General features: G+C 53.2%; 15 protein-coding genes. 12 read left to right on the top strand and 3 right to left on the bottom strand.

Going from position 1 to position 12,958, the window contains the following annotated elements; genetic code table 11:
* Window positions 1-168: 168 nt before the first annotated feature.
* Window positions 169-1,221 carry a YhcN/YlaJ family sporulation lipoprotein gene (locus BBD41_RS07675; protein ID WP_099477165.1) on the top strand — a complete coding sequence of 351 codons (1,053 nt, stop codon included), beginning with the start codon at window positions 169-171 and terminating at the stop codon, window positions 1,219-1,221.
* 105 nt (window positions 1,222-1,326) lie between these two features.
* Here BBD41_RS07675 and nagA read toward each other — a convergent pair whose 3' ends face one another.
* Genes nagA through BBD41_RS07660 form a run of 3 tightly spaced genes read right to left on the bottom strand, consistent with a single transcriptional unit; the run spans window position 1,327 to window position 4,119 of the window.
* Window positions 1,327-2,514 carry an N-acetylglucosamine-6-phosphate deacetylase gene (nagA, locus tag BBD41_RS07670; protein WP_099477164.1) on the bottom strand — a complete coding sequence of 396 codons (1,188 nt, stop codon included), beginning with the start codon at window positions 2,512-2,514 and terminating at the stop codon, window positions 1,327-1,329.
* Window positions 2,511-3,239: a glucosamine-6-phosphate deaminase gene (gene nagB / locus BBD41_RS07665; protein WP_099477163.1), complete on the bottom strand. Its 729-nt coding sequence runs from the start codon at window positions 3,237-3,239 to the stop codon at window positions 2,511-2,513. The genes nagA and nagB overlap by 4 nt, the downstream gene beginning before the upstream one ends.
* Window positions 3,240-3,243: 4 nt before the next feature.
* On the bottom strand, window positions 3,244-4,119 hold the full coding sequence (locus BBD41_RS07660; protein WP_077569281.1) for a MurR/RpiR family transcriptional regulator: 876 nt from the start codon (window positions 4,117-4,119) through the stop codon (window positions 3,244-3,246).
* A gap of 289 nt (window positions 4,120-4,408) precedes the next feature.
* Between BBD41_RS07660 and BBD41_RS07655 the strand changes: the two genes are divergently transcribed.
* From BBD41_RS07655 to BBD41_RS07605, 11 genes are all read left to right on the top strand, one after another.
* The gene (locus BBD41_RS07655; protein ID WP_006208732.1) at window positions 4,409-4,633 is read left to right on the top strand and encodes a helix-turn-helix domain-containing protein; all 225 of its coding nucleotides are present in this window, start codon (window positions 4,409-4,411) and stop codon (window positions 4,631-4,633) included.
* A gap of 218 nt (window positions 4,634-4,851) precedes the next feature.
* Window positions 4,852-5,079 carry a hypothetical protein gene (locus BBD41_RS07650; RefSeq protein WP_099477162.1) on the top strand — a complete coding sequence of 76 codons (228 nt, stop codon included), beginning with the start codon at window positions 4,852-4,854 and terminating at the stop codon, window positions 5,077-5,079.
* Window positions 5,060-6,793: a hypothetical protein gene (locus BBD41_RS07645; protein WP_099477161.1), complete on the top strand. Its 1,734-nt coding sequence runs from the start codon at window positions 5,060-5,062 to the stop codon at window positions 6,791-6,793. Before BBD41_RS07650 ends, BBD41_RS07645 begins: the two co-directional genes overlap by 20 nt.
* Before the next feature lie 266 nt (window positions 6,794-7,059).
* Window positions 7,060-7,272 carry a spore coat protein gene (locus BBD41_RS07640; protein ID WP_077569278.1) on the top strand — a complete coding sequence of 71 codons (213 nt, stop codon included), beginning with the start codon at window positions 7,060-7,062 and terminating at the stop codon, window positions 7,270-7,272.
* A gap of 15 nt (window positions 7,273-7,287) precedes the next feature.
* Window positions 7,288-7,650: a spore coat protein gene (locus BBD41_RS07635; protein ID WP_077569277.1), complete on the top strand. Its 363-nt coding sequence runs from the start codon at window positions 7,288-7,290 to the stop codon at window positions 7,648-7,650.
* 16 nt (window positions 7,651-7,666) lie between these two features.
* Complete coding sequence (locus BBD41_RS07630) at window positions 7,667-8,803, top strand: zinc-dependent alcohol dehydrogenase (protein WP_099477160.1); 1,137 nt, start codon at window positions 7,667-7,669, stop codon at window positions 8,801-8,803.
* Window positions 8,804-8,851: 48 nt separating this feature from the next.
* Window positions 8,852-9,070, top strand: coding sequence for a hypothetical protein (locus tag BBD41_RS07625; RefSeq protein WP_237087025.1), 219 nt, complete (start codon window positions 8,852-8,854; stop codon window positions 9,068-9,070).
* Window positions 9,067-9,366, top strand: a complete 300-nt coding sequence (locus tag BBD41_RS07620) for a spore coat protein (protein ID WP_077569274.1) — start codon at window positions 9,067-9,069, stop codon at window positions 9,364-9,366. The genes BBD41_RS07625 and BBD41_RS07620 overlap by 4 nt, the downstream gene beginning before the upstream one ends.
* Before the next feature lie 288 nt (window positions 9,367-9,654).
* Complete coding sequence (locus BBD41_RS07615; protein ID WP_206098292.1) at window positions 9,655-9,936, top strand: hypothetical protein; 282 nt, start codon at window positions 9,655-9,657, stop codon at window positions 9,934-9,936.
* Window positions 9,937-10,356: 420 nt separating this feature from the next.
* Window positions 10,357-12,150, top strand: coding sequence for a cache domain-containing sensor histidine kinase (locus tag BBD41_RS07610; protein WP_099477157.1), 1,794 nt, complete (start codon window positions 10,357-10,359; stop codon window positions 12,148-12,150).
* Window positions 12,122-12,910 (top strand): response regulator transcription factor, encoded by a 789-nt coding sequence (locus tag BBD41_RS07605; RefSeq protein ID WP_099477156.1) that lies wholly within the window; start codon window positions 12,122-12,124, stop codon window positions 12,908-12,910. Before BBD41_RS07610 ends, BBD41_RS07605 begins: the two co-directional genes overlap by 29 nt.
* Window positions 12,911-12,958 lie beyond the last annotated feature (48 nt).

Genomic DNA, 12,958 nt, shown 5'->3' with positions numbered 1-12,958 from the left:
GAACTCCATCGGCATTTTTTATGTGGCAAATGGGGAGTTTCGCATCAAGGAGAGCTGCTAAATCGGGGATACACTTATATTCCATGTTAAAACCTTTCAGCATACCGCTACTGCCGCAAAGCCATCCTAACGGTGTTACTACACTTATTATAGAGATGGAGGATGAACATGATTAAATCGAAAGCCCTCAACCTGACCGTCTCCGCGGCCCTGCTTCTCAGCATGACCGCAGTTGCAGGATGCGGCGATGCGAACAACGGCAATGCGAACAACGGCAATACGACGCGCACGAATAATGTCGACGGCGGCCGCGTCGGGTTAAATTCCGTTCGGAATAACCAAACGCAAACAGGTTCACAGCACGATCTCACCAACCTGAAATACAGCCGGGAGCTTTCCGCCAAAGTATCCCGCGTCAGCGGAGTAGGCTCCGCGCATGTATTTGTGACGAACCGTAACGCTTATGTCTCGCTCGCTCTGGACAACCAAAATACGGGAGCGCAAACCGACAGCATTAACGGACGTACGACAGGAATTAGTCCCGGTACCGGCAGAACGATGACAAACGGTACCCGGGCCAATGCGTTGAACGGTACTAACACAAGCACCGGCAGTGTCGGACTTCTTCGGGATATGACAGATAACACAAGAGGTGCCACAGATAACAATACCGGCTTTGGTACAGGGCTTGGCGGCAATGCGGATACGCGCGGTTTCGGGGTTCGCGGAACGACGCGGAACAACGGCTTCGCCGACGGCGGCTTCAATACGATGAACACCCCGCGTACCAACACGATGACGGGTACGAGAGGCACCGATGGCAACATCAACGACACTCGAATCGGAACAGGCATTAACGGCGTGCCTTATGGAACTTATAACGGTAACAATATGGGAATGATGAACACGAATAACAACGGCAATGACGTACCGCAGCATATCCGCCAGGAAATCAGCAGTAAAATTCGCAAAACGGCTCCGCATATCCAGCAGGTTTATGTTTCCTCGGATCAGGATTTTTATCAGCAGGCGAACGGATTTGCGACCAACGGCAATGCCGGCAACACGTTCGGCACGCTTGCCCGCGATTTCGGTTCATGGATCAACCGCATCTTCCCGCTTAACCTTGGCGGACGTGACGGCATGAATGATACCCGGGGCAATCTGATTAACAACGATACGGACGATGGATGGTTCGGCGGGAACCGGAACAGCCGGTAAAACCGCAACATTCGTTACAGCCAAAGGAGCTGCCCGTTAGGATGAGTACATCCCTAACAAGGCAGCTCCTTTGCATGTTTCTTTATATTCGATCGCTGTTACTGGTTAATGTTTGCGCGTTCCCTGAATCCATACGCCTTGCAGCTCAAGCTTATGATCGAGCAGCAGTACATCAGCAAGCTTCCCGGCTTCAAGCGAACCGGTGCGGTCGTGGATACCGATCTTCTTGGCCGGATTCGTGCTGGCGGCAAGGGAGGCCTGCTCCAGGCTTAACCCTACCTCGCGAACGAGGAGCTGGAAGCCCTTGATCATGGTCAAGGTGCTGCCTGCCAGACTATTACGGTTGCTCTTGAGCGTAGCGATGCCATCCTCTACGACGACAGGCAAATCGCCTATGGTGTATTCGCCGTCAGGCATGCCTGTGGCGGACATCGCATCCGTAATCAGGATGAGCTTGTCTTGAGGCTTCATCCGAGCCAGAATGCGCATCGCTGCCGGATGAACATGGATGCCGTCGGCAATGATCTCGCAGCTCAGACGGTCATCGCTCAGCATGGCGCCGACAACGCCGGGCTTGCGGTGATGCAGTCCCGTCATGGCATTGAATGTGTGCACGCCATGGCTCAGACCGGCCTCTACGGCGGCTTCGACTTCTTCATAGGTCGCATCGGTATGACCCAACGCAGCGACAATACCATGGCTGTTAAGCCATTTTACGGCTTCCAGAGCCCCTTCCCGTTCAGGGGCAAGGGTCACCTGCCGAACAAGTCCCGGATACTTGGACACCCATTCCTCAAGCCACTCGATGTTCGCCAGGACGATATGCTCGGGGTTTTGGGCTCCCGGCCATTTAGGACTGATGAACGGCCCTTCGAGATGTACGCCTTCAAGCCGGGTATAAGGCATCTCTTGATTACGGTAGTTCTGTACTTCCTGCAGCACGCGATCGATATCCGCCTTAGGCGCGGTCATCGTCGTCGCCAGCATCGCCGTCGTGCCTTGGGAGCTGTGGAATGATGTGATTTTATCCAGCACTTCCTTGCTCGAATCCATGAAGTCTTCGCTGTTGCCGCCATGGACATGGATATCGATGAAGCCGGGAATGATGTAACCATCCGGGTGCTTGAGCACTTGAGGATCATTTTGCTGAAGCTCGGCCGGCAATCCGGCGGCCTCACCAGCGTAAACAATCTTCTCACCAGCGATGGCGAGCACGCCATCCTGGATGAGCCCTGCTGGTGTCAGCACGTTTCCGTACAGCAGCTGTATTTGAGCTAAATTCCCGTTACTCATACGAACAGTCTCCCTGCGCCTTGGTCGAGAAGCACGACCACATTGGAGTGGCACTGAAGCAGGGATGCAGGACATTCCGTCGTAATCGGCCCCTTCAGTGCGCGATGCACGATTTCGGCTTTATCCTCGCCCCGAACGAGAAGAAGAATCTGACGGGCCTTCAGAATGCTGGCCACTCCCATCGTGATGGCATGGGTCGGGACATCGTCCAAGGAAGGGAAGAATCTGGCATTCGCTGTGCGGGTTTTCTCCTGAAGCTCCACCAAATGGGTTCCTCCGGTTAGGGATTCTCCTGGCTCGTTGAAGCCGATGTGACCGTTATGGCCGATGCCGAGAAGCTGCAGGTCGACCGGGCCGTGCTCTTCGAGCATCCGGTCGTAATTCAGGCACTCCTCTTCAAGATTCGCTGCATTGCCGTTCGGCACATGCGTCCGCTCGATCTGAATATCGATATGGTTGAAGAACTTTTCGTTCATGAAGGTCCGGTAGCTTTCCGGATGATTCTCAGGCAGACCGACATATTCGTCCAGATTGTATGTCGTCGCCTGCGCGAAGCTGACCAGCCCTTGCTTGTTCATCTCGATCAGCTTGGTATACAGGCCGATCGGCGTGCTGCCTGTAGCCAGACCCAGGGTTGCCCGTGGATTCGTATGCAGCAGTCCCGAGATCAGGCTGGCGCCTGTTTGTACAAATTGCTCTTCGTCACGCAGGATGAAAATATTCATGTCTTCAATGTCCTCCTCGGCTTTTGCGGTAGTTTTTAACATTCAGATAGGACTGTTCCAGCCTTGGTACATACGTGGAAAAGTCACGGCTGGCCATTCCCATGAACAGGATGTCGATAATATGAAGCTGCGCGATCCGGGAAGCCATATCTCCCCGGCGCATGCCTTCCTCCAGCGAGGAAGAATACAATGTGATATCCGCCAAGGCAGATATAGCGCTGCTTCGATAAGAGGTGATGCTGATCGTGAAAGCGCCGGCATCCTTTGCGCAAGCAAGGGCATCGATCGTTTCGGGCGTTTCGCCCGAGTAGGAGACCGCTACGGCCACATCGCTTGACGTCAGGGTGGAAGCCGACGTGATCTGCATGTGGGAGTCTGCGAAGGCCGTGCAATTCTTGCCGATCCGGATCAGCTTCTGGTAGAAGTCCTGGGCCACGATCGATGAAGTGGCAACGCCGTACAGATCGATTCGCTTGGCGCGGCACAGGGCATCCACCGCCCGTTCCAGCTGCCCGAGATCAAGGAGCTCCGTGGTGTCCCGAATCGAGGTCAGATGATTGGATTCGATCGCCTCGACAATGCCTGCGAGCGGATTTCCGGCCACGATGTCCTGATAGCGGGTGTTGCCGGTCCGCGCTGCCATCTCGGCATGGGCAATCTCGGAAGCAAGCTTGAGCTTAAAATCAGGATACCCCTTGCATTGAAAATTTTTGCAGAAGCGGGTCACCGTTGCGGCGCTGACTTCGCACCGGTCGGCAAGATCCTTAATGCCCATATGCACGATCTCGGACGGGGCCGCCAAAATAAACTCCGCGAGCCGTTTCTCCTGCCGGGGCAGGCGGTCCTTTTCAACGGAGATAATATGCAGGATCGGTGTCATCGCAAGCCTCCTTTTCACTGATTCCCGGTAAGCTTATCGTGCGGCATCAGGTGCGAAAAATCATGAAAAAAATTTTATTGAGAATGAAAATTAAAAGAAAATAATTTTTAACACCATCATCATAGAACAACGAGTGCGGATAAGCAAGGATAAAAATCACCAACGCCCGCTAAAACGCCCAAATGGCGGCAGCATGCGCACCATCCCCCCATTTTCAACATAATATGAGTTGACTGTATCCCTAAACCTTGTTAGACCACACATACCCGGGCAAGGAGGGGTGACACCATTGAAGGGGACCGACCATAACAGCAAGTTCTTGTTAACCCACCGTGAACGCGAAGTGTTTGAATTGCTCGTTCAAGACAAAACGACTCGCGACATCGCCGGGCAGTTGTTTATTAGCGAAAAGACGGTGCGTAACCACATTTCCAACGTCATGCAGAAGCTAAACGTCAAGGGCCGTTCGCAAGCTGTCGTTGAGTTGATAAAACTCGGTGAGTTAAAGATCTGACATCATGCCGGTTGTATGAACGAGAGCACAGCGAAAGCCTTCTTCCCCTGTAAGGGGAGCAAGAAGGCTTTTTTGTGTTGCTGGGAGGTGGCTTCTCCTAAATATCCTTGCTGCTTTGTTAGCGAAACAATACAAATCGAAGGCAGACAAGAAAACATAGCATATGATGAAGTAACGACCGGCGAGGTCCAAACCAGTCCAAAAGGAGCGAACCATGTATGAGCAGTGCGTATGATGCTGCACCATTGCTTAACAAGCAATACAACAACGCCGGTGAAGCGATCAACCTGGCCTACAGCGATGACGGAGGTATGAAGGTGACGATCAAAGCAGAATCGGCTGATGATTCGCTGCGGTATGAGACAGCGTTTGCTCCTGTTGACGGCAATGACGCAATGGCCATCAAAGAGAAGGCGGTGGCATCCGATGGACAAGCAAATGCGTGATCAGCTTTTCGATTTTGGAGTGAGCATTTCTCAATTTGGTGCCGTTGGTGACGGCTCCGATGATACTCAAGCTTTTTTGGATGCGATCGAGAAGCTGGGGGGCAAGGCTGGGACCATCGTTCTAAATGGGACTGAAACTTACGGCATTAAGAATACAGTCATGATCCCACATAACGTGAGCATTGAAGGCAATTTGGCAAAGATAATCCCTTTGAGCGGCGGGACGCTGACAGGTGGATTTTTGTTTTACGTGAACTCCACCCTCCAAAACTCGACCATCGTGAAATGGGGGGGAGAACAGGTTCCCACGATCCAGAACCTAAAATTCGAAAATCCTCATCAAGTGGCGGACGCTAAGGCGTTCTACACGAGAGGGAAAACAAATTTCCGCAACATCACATTCAGAGGGATGTACAAAGGGATTTTAAAAGAGGGGTTCAGTGACGGCGATTACTCCGATATGATGCATCTTGAGAGTCTGTATTTTGTAAATTGCGCGGGCACCGGCCCGCTGATCGACATTAAGTATAACGGCGACGGACTCTTTATTGACCGGTGCCATACAGCAGGTGCCGCGGACAGCAATTTTAACCTGTTGAACCTGGAATACTGCAACGGCGGAAAAATCGCCGGGTGCATAAACGGGGATATTCGGATCAATAAATCCACGGGCGTTTCGATCGAGAATTTTCATTGCGAACACGGCAAGATTCATATCATTTCCAGCCAGGTAACGCTGCGGGATATATATCACTGGTACCACAAGGACTATCAGCCGATCCCATTAACGATCACGGGTGCAGCCAACGACAAGCTGTCCATGCCGTGTATCATCGAAAATTATGCAGTTATACACTTAAGGGGCAGAACCAATCAGTCGAAGAATTACACGGATCCCGATTACTTTGATGCTTACTTCAAGAATACGAATGTCAAAATCACAAACTTCTTCCGGCGTCCGCAGTTCGCATTGGATCCTTCATTCGGAATGGCTACGGCGGCCAAAATAACCTTTGATGGTACTAATATTTCAGAACAGTGGGAGAACGCCAGCCAGCTTTATTCGAAAGACAGTTACATTTCGGATAATCGAATATTCACGAGTATCAACGAGGCAGAGTTCACAAGGAATTTCGTGCTGTTCGGAGTGCCCGTCACAAACCATACGAGCTTTGATGAAGCTGCCGGGACGTATCATTATCAGGCAGTGTACTACTTCGGTCCTGTAGATCGGCAGGTTGGAAGATGGGGCGGAGGGGAACAAAGTGCTAACGTGACCCATCCGGCAGCTCAAGCTCCATATCTCAATGTGTCGTATCGGCCTGAAATGCAACTATCAATAATCAGACTCTTCCGAGGCAAAGTGGCAGGACAGTATACGCATTGGGTTGATATCCCTGTAGGCAATGGCGTGCACGTCTATGATCTTGGATATTTCCTCTCGACGGGCGAGCGTTGGAAGGCGCGATCAGCAGGCCCTGCGGGTTCATTTAATTCAACGTATACCAAGATTAGAATGGAAGGAGACAATGTTGCTGTTACGGGGCCGGCCATCCCGACACAGGGTCACTGGAAAAAGGGGGATCGTGTTGTGAACCAAAATAAAACGGAGTTGGGCCCGGCAGGAACAAAATATATTGTTGATGGCTGGGAGTGTATAACGGCTGGGGCACCGGGAGTTTGGGTCGAGAGGCGTTTTTTAACAGGAAATTAAAATTAGCCGTTCGCAAAGTCGTTGAGTTGGTAAAACTCGGTGAGCTAAAGATCTGACATCATGCCGGTTGTAAGAACGAGAGCACAGTGAAAGCCTTCTTCCCCTGTAAGGGGAGCAAGAAGGCCTTTTTTGTGTCGTAGGGTGCACGCCGTGCCGGAACAACCCCGCTTTATAAAACGCTGTAGTTTACATCCTTACATCCCAATGGGAATGAAGCAGCGCCAAAAGGCGAACACTACGCCTGTTTCAATCCTTAGGAAGGAGGAATGGATGTGCGGCAACCAGAGCTGGCCATGCATGAATCCATGGAGCTGCATGAGCTGCTGAATTTTAAAACCGTCTGCCTCGCCAAATCCAAAATGATGCAGGGCCTGGTGTTCGACCAGGATCTTCGAGCCTTGATGCAAAAGGATGTGGAGCAGTCGCTGCAGGATATCGGCGAGCTGCAAAGTCTCTATTCCCAAGCACCCATTCAATAAAGGGAGGAAAGCCTCATGAACCAGGATTACCTGGATCCGATCAATTCGGAAGGAATGCCGGATATGGCAAATTCCTTTCTGGCCCTGGATTTTCTGTTATCTGTCAAAACGGGTGTCCGCAACTATGCGTTTGCGCTGTCCGAGACGGCGACGCCAGAAGTGCGGAGCGTCCTGCGTGCGCAGCTGGACCGGGCGATCTCGTTACATGAGGAGCTTAGCCAGCTCATGATCGATAAAGGCTGGCTCCATCCAGTCGATACGGGCAAGCAGTATCAGCTTGACGTGAAATCGGCCGAGACGACGGCCCAAATCGCACGGATGAAATTGTTCCCGGACGATACGTCCCGTTTAGGCACGTTCGCGACACCGGATTACTGATGGGAGGATACCGAACATGAAAGCGGTCACGTATCAAGGCATTAAAAACATCCAGGTCAAAGAGGTCCCGGCACCTAAAATCCAAAAGGACGACGACATCATCGTCAAATTGACCCTAACCGCGATTTGCGGTTCGGATCTGCATCTCATTCACGGGATGATCCCGAATTTAGCCCAGGACTACGTGATCGGGCATGAGCCGATGGGCATCGTTGAAGAAGTGGGTCCGGCCGTAACGAAGGTGAAGAAGGGCGACCGGGTAATCGTGCCGTTCACGGTAAGCTGCGGGGAGTGCTTCTTCTGCAAGAACCAGCTGGAGAGCCAGTGCGATAATTCCAATCCAAACGGCGAGATGGGCGCATATTTCGGATACTCCGATACGACCGGCGGATATCCGGGGGGCCAGGCCGAGTATATGCGGGTGCCGTATGGAAACTTTACGCCGTTCCGGATTCCGGACGATTGCGAAGTGGAAGACGAGAAGCTGTTAATGCTGTCTGACGCCGCGTCGACCGCATACTGGAGCGTGGATAACGCCGGCGTGAAGGACGGAGATACAGTTATTATCCTCGGGTGCGGCCCCGTCGGGCTGCTCGCCCAGAAATTTGCATGGCTAAAGGGCGCCAAACGGGTCATCGCCGTGGATTACGTGAATTATCGGCTGGAGCATGCGAAACGCACCAACAAGGTGGAGACGGTCAACTTCGAACAGCATGAGCATGTCGGCGAATATTTGAGGGAGATCACGAAAGGCGGCGCCGACGTCGTAATTGATGCTGTCGGCATGGACGGGAAGATGACGCCGCTGGAGTTTTTGGCATCCGGTCTGAAGCTTCACGGAGGCGCTATGGGCGCGCTGGTCATCGCTTCGCAGGCGGTTCGCAAGGGCGGCATGATTCAGATTACGGGCGTATACGGGATGCGGTATAACGCCTTTCCGCTCGGCGATATTTTTCAGCGCAACGTCAACATCCGGACCGGACAAGCTCCCGTCATCCACTACATGCCGTACCTGTATGACTTGATTGCCAAGGGCAAAGTCGACCCGGCTGACATCATCACGCACAAGCTGCCGCTGGATCAGGCGAAGCATGGCTACGAAATTTTCGATACGAAGACCGACAACTGTATCAAGGTCGTTATGAAGCCCTAACGGCTCCGTCCGGCCTTTAACTAACCGAGGAAGATGGAGGGATATTCATTGTCGCACACGTTTGGTGTTCACGAGAAGCTTGATTTGCATGAAATTGCCGTCTTCAAGACCAACTGCCTGATAAAGGCGAAAACGATGCAGCTCCTGGTGTCCGACCCCGAGCTTAAGGCGCTGCTCAAGCAGGATATCGATTTGTCTACCCGTCAAGTCGGCCAGTTGAGCGATTTGATGACCCTGGCGGCTGCAGACGGAGGTCTTACGTCATGAATACGATCATTGAGTACTTAACGGGAATGAATGCCATGAGCGATCAGGCCGTGGCAACGGACTTCCTCATATCGGCGAAGAGCGGCATCCACAATTACGCTGTCGCCCTTACCGAAACAGCATCCCCCGAAATTAAGGCCGTCCTTCGCCAGCATTTGCAGGAAGCCATCGATACGCATGAGCAGATCATCCATTACATGATCCGAAAAGGATACTATCATCCGTATCACATTCAAGAGCAGCTCAGCTTGGATCTCCAAACGGCCCAAACCGCGCTTAACCTCCCGCTGCGATAGGCTTTGGTCTTTGGTCCAAGAAGCCACCCAACAGGGTGGTTTGCTATAATCCTAAATCTTAAGTAATAAGCTAGGTGTATATTCCGAATCTTCCATCTGTATTGCGGTCTATTAGGAGCATTTAAGCCGAAACGGGAATAGGCCTTATTAGGCCTGCTTTCGAAACACCCCCTCATTTGTTAGACTGTAAGAGACAGAACGAAATCCGGGAGAGGGACACAAAAGGCCGAATCCGGACACGGCCCAAAAGCGGATTTCGGCGTCCTAAGGATGAGGAGGTGGGGCGGCGTGGAGATCGCGGCCGGAATCGTAATCATCATCATCGCTATTTTCGGTTTCGTATTTTACGCTCGATTCAGACGTACACGGCAAGCTGTGAAGGGCGGTAATGTGATCGAGCTGAAATCAAGAAGCCGAAGAAGCGGGGCCGAGGGTAAAGATCAGGCCTGCAGCCGCTGCAAGCAGCGGCGCAAGCTGATGTTTTATGCCGATGCGTCGGGTGCGGTCAGAGGATTGTGCAAGACGTGCCGAAGAGAGCTGGAGCAGCATCAGGAGCTGTATCCCGTTTAGAGCGGGATAAGCGGGTGCCGAATGGGGAAGGGCGAAGCGGTCTCTTATACGCCCTTCCTCTTTTTTACTGTATAGGGGGAGAAAAAAGAATTCCGAAGAAGTCGAAAGCTTCCATGAGGCAAGGCTGCATTGAAAGCTTATGCATACGGTTGCCTTGGCTCCAGATTTCTACCGCAAGCGGCTCTGCCGCAATGAAGAAATCGGAGACCAGCGGCGATGGCGGGACATTTTACATGCACGCCCTGGCTACATTCATTTGTTCAACTTACATAGGATTTCCTTACGAGTATAAACATAGCCATAGACTTAAGCCGATATCGTTTGTTATAACTTTCTCATAAGGCGAAGCTCTCACTATCGCTTATGATGTATACAGCGAATAACAGTCTGTTCATCCACGGGAAGGGGTGTGCATGGAACATGAACCGATTCGGCAGGCTGAATACGCTGCGAAATCAAATATTTCTAGGGTTCATGCTGGTGATGGTGATCGTGCTTGCGCTGGTTGGCGGGTTTGTATACGAGCAGGTATCCGTGCTGCTCCGGAACAATGCGGAAAAGCATATTCAGCAGACGGCCGTTCAAGCCACGGGCAAGCTGGACGCGCTGCTTAAGCAGGTCGATACGCTGACCGCCCAAGTGTCCACGAATGCCACGGTCCAGCGTTTCCTGACCCAGGAAACCGAAGGCAGGCCGATTACGTTCGGGGAGCGGCAGTCGCTGCAGCAGGAAGTTCGTAAATATGAAGCCTACGCGACAGGCATACGGTCGCTGGAGCTGTATACCACCGATTACCGGCGATTGTTTCCGCTGGATGAGGGAAGTCTAGCGAGCCGGGTGCGGGGCGATTGGATCGCGATGGCGGACGAGAGAATGGGCAAGCTTGTCTGGTTCGGGCAGGATCCCCGGGATCAGGATGTGGTCGTAGCCATGCGGAGAATCCGGCTGGTTGATCGATCCTTCGCCCACGGCGGCTACTTGCTCGTCCGGCTGGAGAAGAGCTACTTCGAGCTCGCCGACACGGCGGGCGATACGGGGCAAACCCGGGAAGCGATGGGGCTGTTCGATCAAGCCGGCCACGAGATTTCCTCCGATTTCGACGTGGCGGTGGATTTCAGGGAGGTTTTGCATCGCGAAGGCGAGACGGTCACCATAGGTAACGAGGATTATATCGCGGTGCAGAAGCAGTCGGAAGCCACGGGCTGGACGCTCGTGATTCTGACGCCGGTGGATTATACGACGGAAGGCATTGCGGTGCTGAGGACGGCGGTCATCGTATCCGGCGCGGTCGGCGCGCTGTTGTTCCTGATCCTTAGCTTTATCTTGACGACGATGATTATCCGGCCGATTCTCAAGATGATCAAGTCGATGCGCGGGGCCCGCTTCGGCACGCTGAAGCCGATCTCGGTCACCTCGAAGACGATGGAGATTAACGAGCTTACGAATACGTATAACCAGATGGTCGATTCGCTGAACGAATTGATCGAGGTTGTGTATCAGAAGGAGCTTATCCAGAGCCGGACCGAGCTAAAAGCGCTGCAGGCGCAGATTAACCCGCATTTTCTGTTCAACACCTTGGAAGCGTTTTATTGGGCGCTTGATGATCAGGGCGAAGAAGAGCTGGCTCAGATCGTAGTGGCGATGTCGGGCTTGTTCCGTTACGTGATCAACCGGAAGGATGAGGATGAGTGGGTGATGATCGGCGATGAGCTGGATCATGCCGAGCGCTATTTGATCATTATGAAGATGCGGATGCTGGACCGTCTCTCTTGGAGGATTGAAGCGGACGAGGCGAGCAGGGCGGTGCCGATCCCGAAGCTGCTCATCCAGCCGATCGTGGAAAATGCGATTCTCCATGGCGTGGAGCAGCGGCTCGGACCGGGTACGGTCATCGTACGGGCACAGCCATCCGAACGGCCGGGGCATACGGTGGTGTCCGTATCCGACGACGGGCCCGGCATGGACGAAGCTACCCTTGCGTCCTTGTATGCTTCCATGGAAAAAGGGCATGCGCCCTCCTCCAAAAACAGCGGCGTCGGCCTGTCCAACGTCGAGCAGCGCCTGCGGCTGTACTATGCTGCCGGACAAGCGGGCTTGCGCATTCAGAGCGAGACAGGTGCAGGAACCACCGTTTCATTTGAGATTCCGAACGTTTACCGTAGAGATTCCGGGGAGGAAGAGATGCATGAAAACGATATTGATCGTGGACGATGAACCGAGAACTAGAGAGGGCATTCGAAAGACGCTGGAAGCATGGTCCTCCGGACGCAGCCGGATCGAGACCGCAGCCAGCGGCGTCGAAGCGCTGGAATGGCTGCAGGAGCACGAGGCACAGCTCGTTGTGACCGACATCCGCATGCCGGAAATCGGCGGGCTGGAGCTGATCGAGCGATTACAGGATCTGAGGCACCCTCCGGTGATCATCGTGATTTCCGGTTATTCGGAATTCGATTATGCCAGGAAGGCGCTTCAATTCGGCGTAGTGGACTATTTGCTCAAGCCGATCGATAAGCGGAAGCTCGTGGAAGCGGTGGAGACGGCGCTTCAGCGCGGCGACCAGAAGGAGCGCGTAGCGCGGATGGAGAAGCTCGTGGATCCGAAGCTGCTGGAGGCAGCAGGGCAGGAGAAGGTGTACAGCGTCCAGGTGCAGGAGGCGATGCGGTATGTGGATGAGCATCTCCAGGAGCAGGTATCCCTGAAGGAGGTGGCTGAAGGGCTTCACTTGAATGCGAGCTATTTCAGCGTATTGTTCAAGGAACAGACCGGGCTGACCTTCAGCGAATATTTGACAAGACGGCGCGTGCAGCGGGCGAAGGAGCTGCTGGCGGCCACGCCTCTGTCCGTGGCGGAAATCGCGGAGCAGGTCGGCTACCAGACATCCAAATATTTTGTCAAAGTGTTCCGGGACATGGAGCAGGTAAGCCCGAGCCAATATCGGCAGAGCGTGACGGATGCAGGAGAGAAGATCCAATAATAGTGGAATTAGACCCAATCGTTATGACCTTATCCATTCATCCCCTCA

The sequence above is a fragment of the Paenibacillus ihbetae genome (genome assembly GCF_002741055.1).
GTDB lineage: Bacteria > Bacillota > Bacilli > Paenibacillales > Paenibacillaceae > Paenibacillus_AQ > Paenibacillus_AQ ihbetae.
The sequence above is the reverse complement of the archived record's forward strand: the minus strand, read 5'-3'. Positions and strand labels throughout refer to the sequence as shown.